The organism is Streptosporangium sp. NPDC004631, from assembly GCF_053601935.1.
The window spans coordinates 44,386-63,828 of record NZ_JBSGCR010000037.1 but is presented as its reverse complement, the minus strand read 5'-3'; the positions used below and the strand labels follow the sequence as shown (position 1 = coordinate 63,828).

The 19,443-nt window shown below is 65.6% G+C and carries 16 protein-coding genes and 2 pseudogenes; 13 read left to right on the top strand and 5 right to left on the bottom strand.

All coding sequences use genetic code 11. The annotated features are described in order from the left end of the window. Together ACWEF2_RS27975 and ACWEF2_RS27970 are read left to right on the top strand one after the other, a co-directional pair. A partial coding sequence (locus ACWEF2_RS27975; protein WP_453819316.1) for a transposase occupies nucleotides 1-195 on the top strand: 195 nt, incomplete at its 5' end. A gap of 146 nt (nucleotides 196-341) precedes the next feature. Further along, nucleotides 342-1,099, top strand: a pseudogene (locus ACWEF2_RS27970) (transposase family protein). A gap of 43 nt (nucleotides 1,100-1,142) precedes the next feature. On the opposite strand, the pseudogene ACWEF2_RS27965 reads toward ACWEF2_RS27970, so the two are convergent. Continuing rightward, nucleotides 1,143-1,681 (bottom strand): annotated as a pseudogene (locus ACWEF2_RS27965) (helix-turn-helix domain-containing protein); the annotation flags it as partial. Between the two features lie 63 nt (nucleotides 1,682-1,744). Next, on the bottom strand, nucleotides 1,745-1,981 hold the full coding sequence (locus tag ACWEF2_RS27960) for a helix-turn-helix domain-containing protein (RefSeq protein ID WP_453819315.1): 237 nt from the start codon (nucleotides 1,979-1,981) through the stop codon (nucleotides 1,745-1,747). A gap of 393 nt (nucleotides 1,982-2,374) precedes the next feature. Between ACWEF2_RS27960 and ACWEF2_RS27955 the strand changes: the two genes are divergently transcribed. From ACWEF2_RS27955 to ACWEF2_RS27945, 3 genes are all read left to right on the top strand, one after another. Then, nucleotides 2,375-6,346, top strand: coding sequence for a LamG-like jellyroll fold domain-containing protein (locus ACWEF2_RS27955; RefSeq protein WP_453819314.1), 3,972 nt, complete (start codon nucleotides 2,375-2,377; stop codon nucleotides 6,344-6,346). Between the two features lie 77 nt (nucleotides 6,347-6,423). Continuing rightward, the gene (locus tag ACWEF2_RS27950; protein WP_355594750.1) at nucleotides 6,424-7,047 is read left to right on the top strand and encodes a hypothetical protein; all 624 of its coding nucleotides are present in this window, start codon (nucleotides 6,424-6,426) and stop codon (nucleotides 7,045-7,047) included. Between the two features lie 173 nt (nucleotides 7,048-7,220). Next, complete coding sequence (locus ACWEF2_RS27945) at nucleotides 7,221-7,367, top strand: hypothetical protein (RefSeq protein WP_453819313.1); 147 nt, start codon at nucleotides 7,221-7,223, stop codon at nucleotides 7,365-7,367. 46 nt (nucleotides 7,368-7,413) lie between these two features. Here the strand turns inward: ACWEF2_RS27945 and ACWEF2_RS27940 are convergent, their stop codons facing one another. Further along, on the bottom strand, nucleotides 7,414-7,905 hold the full coding sequence (locus tag ACWEF2_RS27940; RefSeq protein ID WP_453819312.1) for a GbsR/MarR family transcriptional regulator: 492 nt from the start codon (nucleotides 7,903-7,905) through the stop codon (nucleotides 7,414-7,416). 45 nt (nucleotides 7,906-7,950) lie between these two features. Beyond that, nucleotides 7,951-8,214 (bottom strand): hypothetical protein, encoded by a 264-nt coding sequence (locus tag ACWEF2_RS27935; RefSeq protein ID WP_453819311.1) that lies wholly within the window; start codon nucleotides 8,212-8,214, stop codon nucleotides 7,951-7,953. A gap of 115 nt (nucleotides 8,215-8,329) precedes the next feature. On the opposite strand from ACWEF2_RS27935, the gene ACWEF2_RS27930 reads away from it, so the two are divergent. The 7 genes from ACWEF2_RS27930 (at nucleotide 8,330) to ACWEF2_RS27900 (ending at nucleotide 17,827) form a co-directional block, all read left to right on the top strand. Then, a complete protein-coding gene (locus tag ACWEF2_RS27930) occupies nucleotides 8,330-9,673 on the top strand; it encodes a peptide ABC transporter substrate-binding protein (RefSeq protein ID WP_453819310.1) in 1,344 nt (447 codons plus the stop codon). A gap of 84 nt (nucleotides 9,674-9,757) precedes the next feature. Continuing rightward, complete coding sequence (locus ACWEF2_RS27925) at nucleotides 9,758-10,690, top strand: ABC transporter permease (RefSeq protein ID WP_453819309.1); 933 nt, start codon at nucleotides 9,758-9,760, stop codon at nucleotides 10,688-10,690. After that, nucleotides 10,677-11,585, top strand: coding sequence for an ABC transporter permease (locus ACWEF2_RS27920; protein WP_453819308.1), 909 nt, complete (start codon nucleotides 10,677-10,679; stop codon nucleotides 11,583-11,585). Before ACWEF2_RS27925 ends, ACWEF2_RS27920 begins: the two co-directional genes overlap by 14 nt. An 11-nt stretch (nucleotides 11,586-11,596) precedes the next feature. Beyond that, nucleotides 11,597-12,649, top strand: coding sequence for an ABC transporter ATP-binding protein (locus tag ACWEF2_RS27915; protein ID WP_453819307.1), 1,053 nt, complete (start codon nucleotides 11,597-11,599; stop codon nucleotides 12,647-12,649). Further along, nucleotides 12,639-13,664: an ABC transporter ATP-binding protein gene (locus tag ACWEF2_RS27910; protein WP_355594765.1), complete on the top strand. Its 1,026-nt coding sequence runs from the start codon at nucleotides 12,639-12,641 to the stop codon at nucleotides 13,662-13,664. The genes ACWEF2_RS27915 and ACWEF2_RS27910 overlap by 11 nt, the downstream gene beginning before the upstream one ends. Continuing rightward, a complete protein-coding gene (locus tag ACWEF2_RS27905; RefSeq protein ID WP_453819306.1) occupies nucleotides 13,657-15,933 on the top strand; it encodes a prolyl oligopeptidase family serine peptidase in 2,277 nt (758 codons plus the stop codon). Before ACWEF2_RS27910 ends, ACWEF2_RS27905 begins: the two co-directional genes overlap by 8 nt. 622 nt (nucleotides 15,934-16,555) lie before the next feature. Next, nucleotides 16,556-17,827: a cytochrome P450 family protein gene (locus ACWEF2_RS27900; RefSeq protein WP_453819305.1), complete on the top strand. Its 1,272-nt coding sequence runs from the start codon at nucleotides 16,556-16,558 to the stop codon at nucleotides 17,825-17,827. Nucleotides 17,828-17,935: 108 nt separating this feature from the next. On the opposite strand, the gene ACWEF2_RS27895 is transcribed toward ACWEF2_RS27900, so the two are convergent. Beyond that, a complete protein-coding gene (locus tag ACWEF2_RS27895) occupies nucleotides 17,936-18,340 on the bottom strand; it encodes a VOC family protein (RefSeq protein WP_453819304.1) in 405 nt (134 codons plus the stop codon). Between the two features lie 89 nt (nucleotides 18,341-18,429). On the opposite strand from ACWEF2_RS27895, the gene ACWEF2_RS27890 reads away from it, so the two are divergent. Further along, on the top strand, nucleotides 18,430-19,398 hold the full coding sequence (locus ACWEF2_RS27890; RefSeq protein WP_453819303.1) for a helix-turn-helix transcriptional regulator: 969 nt from the start codon (nucleotides 18,430-18,432) through the stop codon (nucleotides 19,396-19,398). Nucleotides 19,399-19,443: the final 45 nt, after the last annotated feature.

The window sequence follows — 19,443 nt, the reverse complement described above, 5'->3', positions numbered from 1 at the left end:
GCCGACGACCTTCCCGCGTTGCGCTCCTTCGCCGGCAACCTGCACAACGACCGCGCCGCCATCACCGCAGGCCTGACCCAGGTATGGAGCTCCGGCCCCACCGAAGGCCAGATCAACCGGATCAAGACGCTCAAGCGGCAAATGTATCGCCGTGCCGGCTTCGCCCTGCTCCGAAAACGCGTCCTGCTCACATGAACGGAAACACGCACTGAGCCTTTTTCAATCTGAAGCCGCAGGTCATGGACGCGGTGCGGCGTGCGACATCTGATCGACAAAGAAGGAAGCCCCTGGTAGAAGGGTTGTCGACCAAGATCAACCTATGCACCAGAGGCTTCGAGTCGCTGTTCTACCGTGCCGCGCTGTCGTTGTCACATCAGACGCTGTCCTACCTGTCCGGCCTCATCCGCCGCCAGGCGATCGGTTCGCCCTGGCGCCGTCTCAACCCCGGCCGCCAAGCCCCGCTCGTTCTCGTTCACCTGCGCAAAGGAGAGACACACTCGCCGAGGTCGCGGCCGGTTTCGGGGTTGGTGTGGCCACCGCCTGGCGCTACATCCGCGAGGCGATCACACTGCTCGCCTGTCGATCGCCGCCCCTGGAGCAGGCCCTGCGGGCCGCCAAGCGCGCCGGACACGCCTTCGTCGTCTTGGACGGCACCCTCGTCCCGATCGATCGAGTGGCCGCCGACCGGCCTTGCTACTCCGGCAAACACCGGCAGCACGGGATGAACATCCAGGTACTGGCCGCACCGGACGGCGCTCTGTTGCGGACGTCGGGCTCGCTGCCAGGGTCGGCGCACGACCTGACGGCCGCCCGGATCCGGGGCATCCCGCGTCGCTTGAAGACCGCCGGCCTGATCACACTCGCTGACAAGGGCTACATCAGCGCCGGTGAGCACGTCCGCGTGCCGTACAAGGGCAGGAACAAGCCCGCCTCGCAGAAGGGCGCCAACTCCGCCCACGCCAGGCTTCGCGGCCCCGGTGAGCGAGCGAATGCGCAGTTGAAGGCCTGGCGCATCCTGCGCAGGCTACGCTGCTGCCCCCTTCGCGCAGGTCAACTCGTCAAAGCGATCCTCACGCTTCAACTCCGTGAAGCAAGATGAAAAAGGCTCACTGTTACCTCGTCACGAAAATCTTGCCAGAGCCCATCGACAGGCCGTACTCGTCTTCGAAGCAGACCCACGCGCCCAGGTCCGCCGCGATGGTTCCACGAGCGGCCACACCTCCGTCTTCCACACCGCGATCGCCTCCTCGTCCCGCTCGCTCGCCCGGCGCGCCGGCACCTGACACGACCAGCCGTGCCGCTTGAGCAGCTTCCACACCCCCGGCAGGGAACAGGTCAGGTGGAACATCCGGCCGATCACCCGCCGGATACGCGACAGCGTCCAGCACCGGTGATCCCAGCCGTGCGTGGCTGGCCCCTGCATCAGCGCGACCTCCAGCCGGGCGAACTGCGCATCACCCAGCCGCGGCAGCGACGCCAGGCCCTTGGAGACCAGGGCCGCGCCGCCACCCTGAGTCCAGGCCCGGCGCCACCGGTTGGCCGATATCCGCGTGACCCGTAGTTCTTTGACGACTTCGGTGTCGGTGTAGCCGCGGGCGAACAGTTCGGCCGCGCGCAGTCGTACCTGTTCACGCTTGGCTCGTTGGGTGGCGGTCAGCCCACCGCCTTGCGCATACCGCATGACCTGGACATACCGCAGCAACCCAACACATTCACATGATCACCGAACATCACGAATTAAAGATCAGTGAGCGATGACAATCTCAATACCCGCTGAGGAACGCAGCACCAGTGCGTCCTTACCGCCCTTCAGCCAGGTCCGATGCCACTCAAAGGCGGGTTTGCGCGTCACGCCCAGTAGTTGGGCCACCCGCGGCGCAGTGATTCCTCCGCAGAACATGTCCGTTGCCCGAAGCCGGAGCGCCTCACGCCGCTGTCGCTCCGCGCCGGACAGTTCCCCGCTTCTGTCCGAATACCTCATACTCCCAGGCTGTCACCTGGGCAGACAGCACCGGTAAGCACCCCGGGCAACCCCCGACGCCTAGATTTCTTCGTCAGTAAGGACTGCGAATACCCGCCCGTTGCCTTGGAGAACACCATCTACCTGGCTATAGCCATCACTCTGCTTCGTCGGTTCAATCGGGCGTCAACCTGACGCTTTTCAGACATCCTCTATAGCTGATTCGGAAGACCTATAAATCAAAACCTGTGATGTGGTTTGAAGCAGTACATGGTCAGCTGCTATCGGCTACGCCCTTGACTACGGACGAGACCCTTCCGGTTGCAGAAAAAGCTCTTTACTTGCATCTGTAAATTATGCGACGATCAATATGTTTTGTCCATAGAGTCTCGAAGGGTGTAAATGATCACATCTATGCGAAAGTCGAGGAAGCCTTCCAGCGGCCGCGCATTCATTGCTGCTTTCGGATTGGCCACTTCTCTTGTGGCCACTCTTCCCGCGGTTGCCGAACCATCGCCTACCCCCAAACAATCAAGACCTACTCAAGCCACTAGTCCAACCGACATCGCCAAGGCCGAAGCCAAACGTCTGGGCAAGGAGGTGGAGATCTCCAGCCTGAACACCGAGAACATGACAACGGTGGCTCGCCCGGGCGGAAAGTCCCTCGGCACCTATGTTTACAGCACGCCTATCCGCTTTAAGAACAAGAGCGGGGCCTGGCACGCGATCGACACCGCCTTGGTCCAAGATGGTGCCGTTATCACGCCAAAGGCTGTCAAGGGCGAGGTGAGGTTGTCTGCCGGTGGTGACACCGAACTGCTGACCGTCAAGACCCCCCAGGGGCGGGCCCGTCTCGCCGCTCCGGTCAAACTGCCGCAACCCACTCTTGCCGACAACACAGCGACCTATACCAATGCCTACGGCGACGGCATTGACATGGTGGTCCAGGTCACACCGACCGGTATTCAGCACAAGATCGTCATTACACAGAGACCAGCCAAACCGCTTGCCTTTCGCGTCCCAATCGACGCTGGGGACGGGCTGCAATACCGCGCGCGGTCCGGCCATGCGGAGGTACTGGATGACGGCAAGAAGGTCGCCGACGTCACGCCGGCCCTGATGTTGGACGCGAAAGCTGCGCAATCGGTTACCGCTGGCCGGATCAGGAGCGTTGATACCAAACTTGACGGCGCCGACCTTCTCTACACTCCCGACGTCGCATTTCTGGCCGACCCGGCGACCAGCTATCCGGTCACACTGGTCGGCAACCCCACCCCCTGGTACGGAGCCGGATTCCCCACCGACACCTTCGTCAGCACAGACACGCGTTTTTCGGTGGGTAGCGCGCAGCAGTACATGGACGCCATCCTCGCAGGGAGGAACAACTTCGATGGTTCCACCTCGACGCACTATATCTACCGCTCCTACCTGAAGTACGACCTTAGCAACGCGCCCTGGTACGGCCTGCCGATTCTGAATGCGGACATCCGGCCGTGGAACTACATCACCACCCACTGCGGTGGCGACGTCGACACTCCGAAGATGGTGGTACGGCGCGTCACCAGTGACTGGGCACTCAATGCCTCCAGTGCGGTGGATCTACGCTGGAATCAGCAGCCCTCGGTCACCACCTGGGGAGAGGCGATCAAGGGGGGCGGCGTGGGGCGCATCATGAAGCGCGACGGCTCCTACATCAACTGCGGCGCACCCTCCCAGGAATTGTATTACTCCATCGAAGGAATCGTACGGGACTGGGCCAACGGTGCCCCCAACTACGGCCTGCAGATTGCTGCTAATGGTGACTCCGTCGGCGGCTCCAACTACCGTGAATACTTATCCTCCGAATGGGCGGGCGTTGGTGGCCGAGGGCCCGTAATGTTCGTCGAATATGAAGCGCCAGAGCAGCCGATCGGCGCGGCTGGCTGGTTTCTTCCCAGTGAGCCGGGGATAACAGATGTAAACGTCGCGAAAGCGATCGATGCCAACCCTGCCCTTGGTAGGGCAGGCGATACCCTGCCTGTTGCCAGCGATGTAACCGACACACAGGCCGTCAATGAGAAGGACAACTCCACTGAGCAGTTTGAGGTCTCGCCAGGAGATCTCATTGACGAAAACCCAGAGGTCGATAACCCCGCTCCGGATACGACATCGCCGATAGTGTTGGAAACCGACCCGGTGAACAGCGCCACCAGCGTTGCTGTTTCCGAAGTATACGTTCTGTTCGATGAAGAGGTTACAGGGGTTCAGGTAGCATTAAAGAACTCTCTAGGGAGTTCGATTCCTGGATCGGTTTCCGCTGGTCCAACCCAAACCGGCTGGTCTTTCAGATCGCAGCAGCCTTTGGTGTCCGGCATGTATACAGCGGAGGTTAGTGGTGCCAGGGACAGAGCCGGAAACTCCATGGCATCGGCTTATACATGGTCTTTTACGATTGGCAATGCGCCGAGCGATGGCCTGGTGGCGGCGTATGGGATGGAGGAGGGGGTGGGGTTCACAGTTGCTGACACTTCAGGTAACAACAACACCGGCACGGCCGGTGCTGTCACCTGGGTCAGCGGTAAGTACGGCAACGCGCTGTCTTTCGGCGGTGCCGGCGGGAGTTGGGTGACTGTGCCGCACAGCACCTCACTGCGGCTGAGCACCGGAATGACACTGTCAGCTTGGGTGAACCCCTCTGCTGCCGACGGCTATCGCACTGTGCTGATGAAAGATCATGCCAACGGCTCTGCCTACGGCCTCTATGCCTCCAATGGCACCGCTCCTTCAGGATGGGCGCTCAAACCGGATGCCATCGGTCACAACATAGTCAACGGTGTCTCAACTCTTCCTCTGAACACCTGGAGTCACGTAGCCGTCACCTACGACGGTACCGTCATCCGCCTGTACGTGAACGGGAATGAGGCCGGTCAAGTCGCCGCGACCGGCAACCTGATAGACGACGGCGGCGCACTCCATCTTGGCGGAGACACCAAGTGGGGCGAATACTTCAGCGGCCTCATCGATGAGGTACGTATCTACGACCGGGCTCAAACCACCGCACAAATCCAAACCGACATGGCTACTCCAGTTACCACACGGCCACTCGCGAGTAGAGTCCCGGTCGCAGCCCCAGGCTTGCCCGCCCCAGTGAACGTTCCGCCGAATGCAGCGAACATATTTGATCGGATGACGCCTGGGAAGTGCGCCGAACGCGAGAGTCTGGCCGGTCGCCCTCAGGGGTGGGTGATGAATCACTTCAGTTGGTGTCAGATGGGCAGGGTGGAAGCCTATTGGCAATCCGGAAGGTGTATGGGGGGGACGCCATGCATACCGGAGCCGGCGCAGTACTTCATAGCTGATGTCATGCTCATCGGATATACTTTTAACGGGCTGGCCGGACTCGACAGGTCTAAGGGAGACACTGCCCGCGACACTGTCGTGGAGGCATATTTATACAACAACAGAACTAGCGGCACGATGCCGCCGGGAAAGAAGATGACGCTGACCGTCGATATCGGGAACAAGAACCGCTGTGATGTGGTTGCCTCCCGTGGAGGTCAGGCGATATCCAACTACCGGACCGATCTCATCAGCAACTGGATTCTTGACGGCCACGCGACATTCCGCTTCAGGTGCGACCCGAGAAAGGCTCCGGTCTACCGGGTAAATGAATGGGTAACCCGAACGACAGTTCGCAACGACGAACGCGTAAGCATCACGACTATTCGCGCCTCTGTCAACTTCCCCGACTGGCCAAATACTCGATGGAGGTTCCTCACCTCTCTGGAGAAGAACGTTGTCGGCAATGTGATCCGATGTGATTCCGCATCATACATAGCATTCTCCGCAGGCGGCTGCATCTTTTACAAGACAAAGCCGGCCGTCAAGTGGACTTATACTGCCATATCGAAGAATGGTAATCGAGTTTGGCAGTTCAAGCAAGCCTTCCAGCATTACTGGAACGCTTGTACGCATCCAGATACCCAAACATATCCAGACAAGCCAGGCAAAAACATCTTTGGGTGTGACGTGAACGGTAATCCCGTTTTTCTGCATCGAGAGAGCAAAGCGCAGAGAGACGTTAATCAGGGCGATACGAATGCCAGATGCAATCGCATGTGGCCTGGATATGCGAACTCCAATGACCCGAATCCAGCAAACTGGAAGCAGTGCGATGAATTTCCCTTCGCGTCAACGATGGAGCGCAGCATAGCGCCGCTCCACAGAGATCTCTCTCTCTGTCCGATCATCGCTCAGCACAATGGGGACGCCGGTCTCTATCTGGCGCGGTTCTACAATGCTGACAGAGTCCTGATCGGGGATCAGTTCACGAATAGATTCGACACGATGCAAAACGATCCTATCTCCCGTGAGGGGCTATGCGGGATTCCGACGAACCCGCAGTAGGTCGATGAGGTTGAGATATGGCATGGGGTCGGCGGGGACCGACTCCCATGCCGCCGTTCGGAGGAAGGGCGAGATACGTGCCTGTCGAGACAGTGGCCCACTATAGGCAGTTCCTGGACACATATCAGTGGCTGGAGGCGGGGGGTTTTGGCTGGACCGTCTACAAAACTGATGGAGCGGTTCCGGGGGTCGGTGAAATCGCTGACGCGCTGTCCGTGTCAGGTGATGTCGACATCCAGGAGATGGCCGTCGCCGAAGAGCCTCTATCGGTCCCCGAATCTGTCGTGTTCTTTGAAATGTTCACCGACGGCTACTTCTTGTTCCAGCCGGAGGAGAGTTACATCAGCGAGAACGTCGTCCTGGAGAACCTCAGTGTGAACGGCCGATTGTGGAATATATCATGGAGTGCGGGATATCACAGTCGCCTGGCCTGTGCGGAGGCAGGTGAGATCAACCTGAAGTGGTTGAACTTTCAGTCTTCCGAATTTCCGCGCCCGCGAGCGATTCACGCCGTCGAAGAACAGATCGATTTGATCAACCCTATCCTCCGGAAGGAGAATCGAGGTTTCACCCTGGAGGAGATGATGGCGGTCATGGACCTCGCGACCGGCGTGCGTCTGCCCGGTGACTGGGTGGACGGAGTCCGTCCATGCATGATCATCCATGATCCACTGCCTCAAGCAGGCTGGCCCTTCGGTTAGAGATCGGGCGGAAACGGTATGCGCGGGGCACGATGGCCATGGCCTTCTCCGCTCGGGCGCGGAGTCTGGAGCTCTGCCGGTGCCCGCGCGGCACGTATCCGCCGGAGGTGCGCATCGCCATCGGGGAGACGACCTCTCCCCGCGTCTGAGCATGGAGAAGGACCTCCGGGCCGGTGACCGGGCCGCGGACGGCAACCGTGGGGACCGCCCGCACCCCGGCCGGCGGCTCGTGGCTCAACCGCGTCGAGGCCCGGTTCACCGCCCTGCGCCACTTCACCCTCGACGGCACGGGTCACGCCGGCCCGAGGGGCGGGGCGTGATCCGCCGTACATCGTCCGGCGCGACCGTCAGGCCGGCGACCGGCGCCTACGCGCCGCCGTCGACGGGGTAGACGTTGCCTGACGCCGCTCTGGTCGGGTACGCCTCGCGGTAGCACTGCTCCACACGGGCGAAGTAGTCCCGCATGCGGTTGAGGTTGCCCTCGACCGTGCCGCCGGCCTCAAGTGACTCAAGGGCCCGCTCGGCGATCTCCTGGTACCGGTGCACGGTCCGCAGACTGTCCTCGTGGATGGCGAACCAGGCCGAGCTGGGGACGCGGAAGTACTTGCGGCGGGACAGGGGGCCGCTGACGTGTTCGAGGAGGCCCTTCTCCAGGAGTATGCGTATCGCGGTGGAGATGGCCCCGCTGCTTGTCTGGAGACGCTCGGCCAGGTCTGCCTGTGACAGCGGCTCGTCCGAGACCAGGATGAGTCCGAGGACCCGGCCGTTCAGCCGTGGCATCCATCCGGTGTTGTCGACGATGTACCCGAGCTGCTCGGAGAATTCGAGCGCGCTTCGTCCCCGACCACTGTCGTCCATGCCCACCCCTTCGAGAAATCTGAATTCTTAGTATTGACTGAACTTTCAAAGCCTGGCAACCTCTGACTCGTCGGGTCGGGTGACCCCGGGCATGTCGGCCGCCACGGGCGCCGCTGGGTTCGGGCGGAGCGCCGAGGTGCGCATAGGCAGAAAGGCTATGGAGATGAGGTTCCAGCGTCGAGCGGTTGTCGCGATTGCGGCAAGCCTTGGACTGGCCGTGGTCACGGCCTGCTCCAGTGGTACCGCGAAGTCGGACGAGACGAAGCCGGCCGCGGCAAAGCCGGCCGTGTTCTCCATCGCCGACTCCATCCCGGACCACCTAACCCCTGGTCGCGGGTACTCGTACAACCAGTACAATGCCCTGTTCGCCCCTCTCATGCGACTGGGCGCCGACGGCACATTGACCATGGTGCAGGCGGAGTCGATGGATTCTAGCGACAACCGCCGCTGGGTTATCAAGATCAAGGACGGCTGGACATTCCACAACGGGGAGCCGGTCACCGCCCAGAACTACGTCGACGCGTGGAACGCGACGGCGTACGGGCCCAACGCGTGGGCCAACAGCGGCTCCTTCGCCAACGTCCGGGGATACGCGGACCTCAACCCGTCGAAGGGTGAGCCCAAGACCAAGACGATGTCGGGGCTCAAGGTCGTGGACGAGCACACCATCGAGGTGGACCTGACCAGCCCCGACAGCCAGTTCCCGCTTGCCGTCGCCACCGGGCCGGCCTTCATGCCGCTGCCCAAGGTCGCCTTCGACGACTTTGACGCCTTCGACAAGGCGCCGATCGGCGACGGTCCCTTCAAGCTCACCGGCAAGCCGAACCTCACCGTCTCGATGGAGGTCAACCGGTACGACGGCTACAAGGGGCCCAAGCCGGGATCCGACGGCGTCGTCTTCAAGTTCTACAGCGACCTGCACACCGCGTACACGGACGCGCAGGGGAACGGTGTGGACATCTTCCGGGTGCCGGTGGACAAGTGGCCACACGTCAAGAAGGACTTCGGCGACCGGTTCAGCGCGTTCAAGGCTCCGGCTCTGCAGTTCCTCGGCATCCCGCTGACGGACAAGCGGTTCAGCGACCCCCGTGTTCGGAAGGCCATCTCACTGGCCATCGACCGGGAGGCCATCAACAAGTCCATCTTCGGCGGCCTGAACGACCCGGCCAAGTCGATCACGTCCCCGACGCACAAGGGGTCGCCGGCGAACCTCTGCGACTACTGCGCCTTCGACCCCGCACGGGCCAAGCAGCTTCTCGCGGAGGCCGGCGGCTGGAGTGGCGGCGCGATGCAGATCTGGCTGCCGGGAGGTCTTGGCTACGAGCCGCTGTTCACGGCCATCGCCAATCAGATCCGGCAGAACCTTGGAATCCAGGACGTCCAGATCAAGACGCTGCCCGGTTTCACGGCCTTCTTCGAGGCTCTCGGAAAGAAGGGTGTCGACGGGCCGTACCGAGGCATGTGGGGTTCGTTCTACCCCAGCATGGCCGAGCTGCTGACAGCCTTGTTCACGGCCGACGGTGGAGGCCAGTTCTCGACGGGTTACGTCAACAAGCAGATGGCGGAGCTGATCGAGCAGGGCAACGCCGCCGGCGGCGACGCCGAGCAGACGGCGAAGTACGTGGAGGCCGAGAAGCTCGCGCTGGCCGACGCACCGGTCGTGCCGCTGTTCTACGACAGCTACGTGTACGCCTGGAGCGAGAAGGTGTCGGACGTTGAGATCGACCTGACGCCGATCAACATCACCAAGGTCACGGTGAAGCAGTAGGGCCTGCTCGGCAGGCAGACGATCGAAGATGCTCGGGGCGGGGCCCATCAGGCTCCGCTCCGAGCGCGCACAGCAAGGGACTCCATGCGTCGGTACATCGCGATGAGGCTGATCGCCCTCATCCTGACATTCCTCGGGGTCACTCTCCTCATCTACATCCTGGTGTACGCCCTGCCCGGTGACCCCATCCGGGCCATGGCCGGTGACCGCCCCCTGCCCGAGAACGTGATCGCCGAGCTGCGCCGCCGTTACCACCTGGACGAACCTTTTCCGGTGCAGTACTGGTACTACGTACAGGGCGTCCTTCAAGGCGATCTCGGCACCGACTTCAACGGACGTCCCGTGGCGGAGCTCATGGCCGACCGCTGGCCGGTCACCCTGACCCTGGCGCTCACCGCCTGGGTTCTGGAGCTCCTCGCCGGCCTCGCGCTCGGCGTCCTGTCGGCACTGCGCAAGAACCGGACCCTCGACAGGATCGTCATGATCCTGACGATCGTGGCGATCTCAGTGCCGATCTTCGTCGTCGCCTACACGGCTCAGCTGCTCTTCGGCGTCCACATGCGGTGGCTGCCCATCTCGGGTATCGCGGAGGGATGGCCTCGCAGCTACCTGCTGCCGGCGGTGGTGCTGGCCACGTTCGGGATCGCCTCCGTATCCCGCCTCGTACGCACCAGCCTGATCGAGAGCCTCGACGCCGACTACATCCGTACCGCCCGCGGCAAGGGCCTTCCGACTCGGAGGATCGTGATGCGCCACGCGCTCCGGAACTCGCTGATTCCCGCGGTCACATACCTGGGCGCGGATCTCGGCTTCCTCCTGGGAGGCACGCTGATCGTGGAGGGGGTCTTCAACCTACCGGGGATAGGACAGTTGCTCTTCGCCAGCATCCAGCAGCAGCAGGGTCCCGTCGTCGTCGGCGTCGCGACGCTGCTGGTGCTCACCTTCCTTGTCGCGAACCTCGTCGTCGACCTGCTCTACGGCGTGCTGGACCCGAGGATCTCCCATGTCCGCAGGTGAGGCGCTGACCCCGTCGTCCGACCCCGCCGACGGCGAGATGGAGACGTCGCCGGACGCCGGCGGCTGGGGGCGGCTGCGCCGCTCGCCGACCTTCCTCCTGGCCGCGTCGCTCGTGACGGTCATGATGGCCGTGGCGCTCCTGCCGGACCTGTTCGCCGGCCTGTTCGGCAACGGCGATCCCCGACGGTGTGATCTGGCCTTGAGCGGCATGGGCGCGGCTCCGGGCCATCCGTTCGGGTTCGACATGCAGGGGTGCGACCTGTACGCGAACGTGATCCACGGCGCCCGCGCCTCGATCAGCGTGGGCGTCCTCGTCACGGTCGCGTCCTCGGCCGTCGCCATCGTCCTCGGGACGCTGGCCGGCTTCTACGGCCGTTGGCTGGACGGGATCCTGTCACGCCTCATCGACGTCTTCATGGGCTTTCCCTTCATGCTCGGCGCGCTCGTGGTGCTCATCGCGTTCCCCTCGGGGTCGATCTGGTCCGTCTCGCTGACGCTCACGCTGTTCGGCTGGCCCACGCTCACCCGGCTGATGCGGTCGACCGTCCTGTCCGTCCGGGAGCTCGACTACGTCACGGCCGGTCGGGCGCTGGGGGCCACGGACCTGCGGCTCATGGTGCGCCACGTCATCCCCAACGCCGTGAGCCCCCTCATCGTGCTGGCCGCGTTGACGGTGGGCACAGTGATCGTCGCCGAGTCGGCGCTCACCTATCTCGGTGTCGGCCTGCACTCGCCCGCCATCTCATGGGGGCTGCAGCTGTCCATGGCGCAGAACGACTTCCAAACCCACCCCCACCTGCTGGTGTACCCGTCGCTCTTCCTGAGCGTCACGGTGCTCAGCTTCATCTTGCTCGGAGATTCCCTGCGCGAGGCACTGGACCCGCGGTCACGGTGAGGAGGACAGCGATGCATTCACGAGACGTCGACCGAGATGCCCCCGTGGACGGGGGGTCCGCCGAGGCCGGTGACTCGGCGTCCGGCCCGCCCCTGCTCACGGTCTCGGACCTGTCGGTCGCGGTCCGCCGGCGGCAACGGCCGCTCCCGGTCGTGCGCGGCGTGTCGTTCCAGCTCCGGGAGGGGCAGACTCTGGTGCTGCTCGGCGAGTCCGGCTCCGGAAAGAGCGTGACCGCCCTGGCGCTCATGGACCTTCTGCCGACCGGGGTCGAGATCACCGGAGGGCAGGTCGAGATCGCGTCCGGCAGCCTGCGGTCCCTGACGCCCGCGGCCCGGCGGCGCCACATCGGCAGCACCATGGCGATGGTCTTCCAGGACTCGATCTCCGCCCTCAACCCGGTGATGCGCGTGGGTGACCAGATCGCCGAGGCGGTCAGGCAGCGGGACGGCGTGTCGCGCGCGCAGGCGCGGGAGCGGACGATCGAGCTCATGGCGCGGGTGCGAATCCCCGCGGCCGAGCAGCGGTATCACGACTTCCCCCACCAGTTCTCCGGCGGCATGCGGCAGCGCATCGTCATCGCGATCGCGCTGGCGCTCCGGCCCAGGCTGCTCATCGCGGACGAGCCGACGACCGCGCTGGACGTCAGTGTGCAGGCGCAGATCCTCTCCCTCCTGGCCGAGTTGCAGGAGGAGAGCCGGATGGGCCTGGTTCTGATCACTCACGACCTCGGAGTGGCCGCGACGATCGCCGACCGCGTCGCCGTGATGTACGCCGGACGGATCGTCGAGATCACCGACGCCGACGAGTTGTTCAACCGGCCGGTCCACCCGTACACGACGGGACTGTTCGGTTCGGTGCCTCAGATGAACGGCGGCGGCACGGACCTGCGGCCCATTCCCGGCTCGCCCCCCAGCCTCGTCGCGATCCCCCCGGGCTGCCCGTTCCACCCTCGATGCCCCTTGGCCGTCGACCGGTGCCGGGCCCAGTTGCCGACGCTGGAGAACGTGAGCGAAGGACACGCGGTGGCCTGCCACCTGTCTCAGGAGATCGTCAATGCTCGATGAGCTCGTACCGCCACCGGATGACGTGGTGCTCCGCGCCGAGGCCCTCGTGCGTCACTACCCCACGGGTGGAGGGTTTCTCGGGGGGCGGAGCGGAACGATCAAGGCCGTCGACGGCGTCGACGTGAGCCTGCGCCGCGGCGAGACGCTGGGCCTCGTCGGGGAGTCCGGCTGCGGCAAGTCCACGTTGGTGCGGATGTTCACGGCGCTCGACCGGCCGACGTCCGGGCGGGTCCTCGTTCACGGCGTCGACATGCAGTCCCTGTCACGCGGGGAGCTACGGCGGATTCGCCGGCGTGTGCAGATCGTGTTGCAGGACCCGTACACGGCGCTGGACCCCAGGATGAGCGTGCGGCAGATCATCCGTGAACCGCTCGACATCCACCGTGACCTCGTGCCCCGGCGGCGCCGTGACGAACGCGTGCGTGAGCTGATGGCCATGGTCGGCCTCAACGCCGACCACTGCGGCCGATACCCCCACGAGTTCTCGGGGGGCCAGCGGCAGCGCGTCGGCATCGCCCGCGCCCTGGCCCTCCAACCGGACATCCTCATCTGTGACGAGCCCGTGTCCGCGCTCGACGTCTCGGTTCAGGCGCAGGTTCTCAACCTCATCACCAGGCTCCAGGGTGAGCTCGGGCTCTCGGTGGTCTTCGTGGCACATGACCTGTCCGTCGTGCGGCACATCTCCTCGCGGATCGCCGTCATGTACCTCGGCAAGATCGTGGAGACGGGTGACGTCGCGGACGTCTACGAACGGCCGACCCACCCGTACACGCAAGGACTCCTCGCCAGCGTTCCCACGATGCAGGTGCCGTCGCGACGCCGACCGGCCCTGCTGCTCACCGGCGACGTACCGAGCCCCGCCAACCCGCCCTCGGGCTGTCCCTTCCACCCGCGCTGCTGGAAGGCCGACGCCCGATGCGAGGTCGAGGTGCCCGCACTCGTCGAACGGCCGGGCGGCGACCACCTCAGCGCCTGCCACTACGCGGCCACGGAATCGGGAGGACCGCATGAGTGACACGCTGCCACGGGCGACGTACGCGTTCGCCGAGCAGATGCTGGACCACAACCGTGCCGACCTGGTGCCCGGGGAGCGCCTCGTCGTCACCTGGATCGACGCCACCCGGTGCTGGTACCGATTCGACGCCGACGGCGTCTCACGGTACACCGTCGTCGACGCCGAGCGGCGGACGCGAGGCGACGCCTTCGACCACACCGACCTGGCGACGAGGCTGGCGGGAGCCGCCGGGAGGCCGGTCGACGCCGACCGGCTTCCGATCGGCGAGGTGTCGCTCTCGCCGTCCGCCCTCACGTTCGACGCGTTCGAGCGCACGTGGAGATTCGATCTCGAAACCGCCGAGCTGCGGGAGATCCTCGACGACGTGCCGCACCGGCGCTCCGTCCGCACCTCGCCGGACGGCCAGTGGCGCGCGTTCACGCACGAGCACGACCTCTGGGCCCATGACGCCGCCGGTCGGCGACGCCGGCCGCTGACCCGGGGCGGCAGCGACGTCATGCCCTTCGCGGAGGAGCCCGACGCCGCCGGTGAGCGACACCTCCTGGACCTGCTGCGCCTCGGCCCACGGCCGCCTCGCGCATTGTGGTCGCCGGACTCGCGACGGATCCTCACACACCGGATCGACCAGTCGGGCGTCGGCACCAGCCACCTCCTCGACTGGGCGCCGGACGGCGGGGGGCGCTCCCGGGTGCGCTCCTACAGGTACTCCCTGCCCGGCGAGCCGCTGCCCCAGGGCCGATGGGTCGTCGTCGACGTCACCGGCCAGGTCGTCGACGTGGAGGGTCCCACGTTCGACGTCGCGTACCTGTCACCGGTCACCTGGGGTGAGATCTGGTGGGACCCCTCGGGTGAGGCCGTCTACTGGGTGCGTCACGCGCGAGACCGGCTCTCCGTCGAGCTCATCGAGATCGACCCGCGGACCGGGCGCACACGGACCGTCGTCAGGGAGTGTGGGCCCACACGGGTCGACCTGAACCAGTACTTCTACGACCCGCCCGTCGTCGCCGTCCTGAGAGAGCGCGGCGAGGTGCTGTGGTTCTCACAGCGTGACGGCAAGAGCCGGCTCTATCTCTACGACCTCCGTACGGGAGAGTGCCGGGGGACGGTCACCGACGACGACGTGCAGGTACGGCAGATCCTCCATGTCGGCGACGACGCCGTTCACCTCGTCGTCTCCGGAGCCTCGGAGGCCGACCCGTACGCCAGGACCCTGGCCAGGATCGACCTCGGCACCCGTGCCCTGAGCGTCCTGGTGGACGACGAGCAGGACCACCAGCTGTCCAGCTCGCCCGACGGCAGATGGTTCGTCGACTGCCGGTCGACGCCGGCCACACCTCCCACCTGGCTGCTCCGTGACGCCGACGGCCACGCCGTCTTCGAGCTGGGAAGAGCCGACACGGGCCGGCTGGTCGAACACGGCTGGTCCGCTCCCGAGCGGGTGCGTGTCCTGGCCGCCGACGGCATCACCCCCGTCTACGGGGTGCTGCACCGGCCGAAGGACTTCGACCCCGCCCTGACCTACCCCGTCATCGACCACATCTACCCCGGGCCGCAGGTCAACCGGGCCGAGCCGTCGTTCTACGGCGGCTACGGGGACGGTGAGACCGCCGCGATGGCCGCCCTGGGGTTCGTCGTCGTCACCATCGACGGCCGGGGAACGCCCGGCCGTGACAAGGGTTTCCACGACCACTCGTACAGCAACCTCGCGTCGGCGGGCGGCCTGCACGACCACGTCGCCGCCATCAGGCAGCTGAGCGCGACGCGTCCGTGGATGGACGTCACCCGCGTGGGCATCGTCGGTCACTCGGCCGGTGGCTTCGCCGCCACCAAGGCGGTCCTGCGCCACCCCGAGACGTTCTCCGTGGCCGTGGCCGAGGCGGGGAACCACGACAACCGCATCTACAACGCCTCGTGGGCCGAGGCGTTCGACGGCCCGGTCGACCCGGAACGGTACTCCGCCACGTCCAACATCGACGAGGTGATGGAGCTTCACGCTCGGCTGCTCCTCATTCACGGGGGTATGGACGACAACGTCATGCCCGACCACACCCTGCGCCTCGTCGACCGGCTCATCACCGCGGATCAGGACTTCGACGTGCTCGTCGTACCGCGCGCCGAGCACTCGTTCCACGGATACCAGCACTACGTCCTGCGCAAGCGATGGGACTACCTGGTCCGCCACCTGCTACGCCGGGAGCCGCCCTCCACGTACCGGCTCAGCCCGGTCCCACCGCCTCCGAGGCTGCTCGGGCACCTCTTCGACGGGTAGAGCGGGGTGGTGTGCCGCCGGCGCGTCGCCAACGTCGGGCGCTCACCGACCCCTGCCGAGAAGAAGAGCCGGACCGTGCCGGGTGCGTGCTCGCCGGCGAGTCGACGTATCGGTGATGACGCGACTCGCCGGTACGGCCGCGCCGTGAGCGGCCTGGCCTGACCCGGACGGGGACGGCACTGGTCAACGCCTGGTTTTGTCGTGGAAGTCACCGAAGTTTCCTTAACAAGATATATAACCTATCTGAAATGCCGTTGACTCACGATATCTCCGCTTTTATCATCCAAATAAATCCATGTAACCAATTCACTGCGCAGGGTGAAGCCGTGCGGGACTCCGCCCAGGCCCTGACCACCGGTGGCCCGGGCGACCACACGGCCGCGCCGTCGCCGGTCCAGGCCGGAGCTCAGAACCCGATCCCTGGAACGTGACGGCTCACCTCGCCATCACCTTTCCTCCCCACCTCGGCGAACCACTCTGATCGCCCCCTGGCGACGCTCCGCCTGTTCGACGCCTGTGACCGCACCCCCAGACCCGGCCTCCAGATCAAAACGGCGCCGTTTCACCAGGGCAGGACGGAGCCCGGCCTCGCCGGCACGCCTCACCAGGCAGGAGCATTCGCATGACCACCACCTCTCGGCCCATCGTCCTGGACCCCCGCGGGACCGACATCCCCGGCGAAGTCTCCCGGCTGCGTGCCCTCGGCACCGTGGTCAAGGTAGAACTCCCCGGTGGTGTGCCCGCCTGGGCCATCACCCGGCACGATCTGCTCAAGCAGGTCATCCTCGACCCCAAGGTCAGCAAGGACCCGCGCCGGCACTGGAGTCTGTGGCCGCAGGTCGCCACCCGGCCGGAATGGGGCTGGCTGCACCTGTGGATCGGCATGCGGAACATGGTCAACGCCTATGGCGCGGACCACCGGCGTCTGCGCAACCTCATCGCCCCCAGTTTCACCGGCCGCCGGACCCAGGCCATGCAGCCGATCATCCAGCGGATCACCGCCGAACTGCTCGACCGCCTCGCCACCGTGCCCGCGGGCCAGGTCGTCGACCTGCGCGCCGCCTATGCCTACCCGCTGCCCCTGGGGGTGATCTGCGAGCTGTTCGGCGTCCCCGACACGTTACGCCCCGAGGTCACCCGGGTCGGGAACGCCTTCGTCGACACCACCGCCACCGCCGAGCAGGCGGCGGACACCTTCGCCAGGATCAACAGGGTGTTTCCCGCCTTGATCGACTACAAGCGCGAGCATCCGGGGGACGACCTGACCACAGAGCTGATCAACGCTCGTGACCAGGGCGACCGGCTGAACGACGACGAACTGCGCGACACCCTCCTGACGGTCATCGGCGCCGGGCACGGGACGACCGTCGACCTGATCTGCGGCGCGGTCCACGCCCTGCTCACCCACCCCGACCAGCTGCACCGGGTCCGCGCCGGGCACGTCACCTGGGAGGCGGTGATCGAGGAGACTCTGCGCTGGACCCCTCCGGTCGCCAACTTTCCGCTGCGATACGCCGTCGAACCCCTCGACGTCGACGGCGTGCGCATCCCGGCGGGTGACGCCATCCTCGCCACCTACCTCGCCGCGGGCCACGACCCTCACCAGCACGGCCCGCACGCCGACCGGTTCGACACCGACAGAGCCCCGGCTGAGCACCTGGCCTTCGGCATCGGGGTACACCGCTGCATCGGCGCCCCCCTGGGCCGCCAGGAGGCGCTCACCGCCCTGCCCTCGCTGTTCGAGCGCTTCCCCGATCTCCACCTCGCCGCCGACACCACCCGGCTGCGGCGGTCTCCCTCTCTCATCCTCCACGGCTGGAGCGAGCTTCCCGTCCGGCTCTCTCCCCCCGCGGGAAGCCCTGAGGAACACCGGTCCCAAAAATCAGAACCGTAGAAAGGGCGCCGGGCGGCGGTTTCCCGGCTGTCTTCAGCCAGGTGCCGCCCTCGGCCTCGTGGCGCCCGGCCGGCCACGACTCCCACTGGGCGGCGTCCTCAAAGCGCGTCATCGGCCCAGGATCTCCAGGTAGTGCCGGTTGTACATCACGCCGAGGATGTTCCCGAACGGATCGACCACGGACGCGGTGACGAATCCGGGGCCGCGCTCGACCAGCCCGTCGTGCTCCGTGGCGCCCATGGACAGCAGCCGCTCGAAGCAGGCCTGGACATCGTCCACGTGCCAGTAGGTCACCGGGCCTCCGGCCTGGTCCGGCCGGCTGTGCGCGGCGAATCGGCTGTCGACGATGCCGAGCTCGTGCTGGTAGTCGCCGATGCGGAACTCGACATACGCGGGCGCTCCCTCGATCGGGCGCACGAAGTACGGCTCGATGCCGAGTAGCTCGGTGTACCACTGCTGGGCGGCCGTGATGTCGTCGGCGAAGAAGGTGATCGTGGTGAGCCCTCGCAACATTGGTGTTCCTTTCCCGCGGTCGGTGACAATGACCATCCTCCGCCTTAAAGTGCTCACCAATTGAGCACTTTGTTGGAGAAGCTGGGGACATGCGCGCTGACCGACTCGTCGCCGTCCTCCTGCTCATGCAGGCCCGTGGCCGGGTGACCGCCGCCGAGCTGGCCGACGAGCTTGAGGTGTCCGTCGCCACCGCCCGCCGCGACCTGGAGGCGCTGTCCGCCGCGGGTATCCCGGTGTATCCGCAGCCCGGACGGGGCGGCGGTTGGTCGCTCGTCGGCGGCGCGCGTACCGACCTCAGCGGCCTGTCGGCAACCGAGGCGCAGGCGCTGTTCCTGCTCGCCGGCCCGGCCGCGGCCGTCTCGGGCGAGGTCAGAGCGGCGCTGCGCAAACTCGTGCGGGCGCTGCCGCAGACCTTCCGGGCCGATGCCGAGGCCGCCGCCAGAGCCACCATGATCGACTCCACCCGGTGGGGCGAGCGTGACCGCCGCCGGCCCGAGATGGTCGACCTGCTGCAGACCGCCGTGATCCGCCGAAGGAAAGTCCGCCTGACCTACACCAACGCCGCCCGAGAGCGGACCGACCGGCTGGTCGACCCATGGGGCCTGGTCGACAAGGACGACATCTGGTATCTGCTCGCCGGGACCGAACGAGGGCGGCGAACCTTCCGGGTCGACCGGATCATCGAGGCCGAGCCGACCGACCGGCCCGCCGAGCGCCCGGACGACTTCACACTCACCACCGCGTGGGAACAGGTCGCCGGCGAGGTGGAGCGGCGGCGTTCACGCACCTGGGCGACCGTGCTCATCGAGGCCCGGTACGTGCCGATACTGCGCGACCAGTTCGGCCGGCACTGTCACACCGGCGGCGAGCTCGACGACGGGCGAGTCCGGGTCCGCCTCGCCGCACCGACCCCGTTGGACATCGCCCGCAACCTCGCCGGCTGGGGCACGACGGTAGAGGTGGTCGAACCGGAATCCGTCCAGGCCGAGCTGGCGCGGATCGGCACCGAACTCGCTGGCCGCTACGCAGGCGGAGACCGACGCGGGGCTCGGCGATGATGTGCCCCACGTTTTCCGGACAGCTGCTTTACGGTCGACTCACGC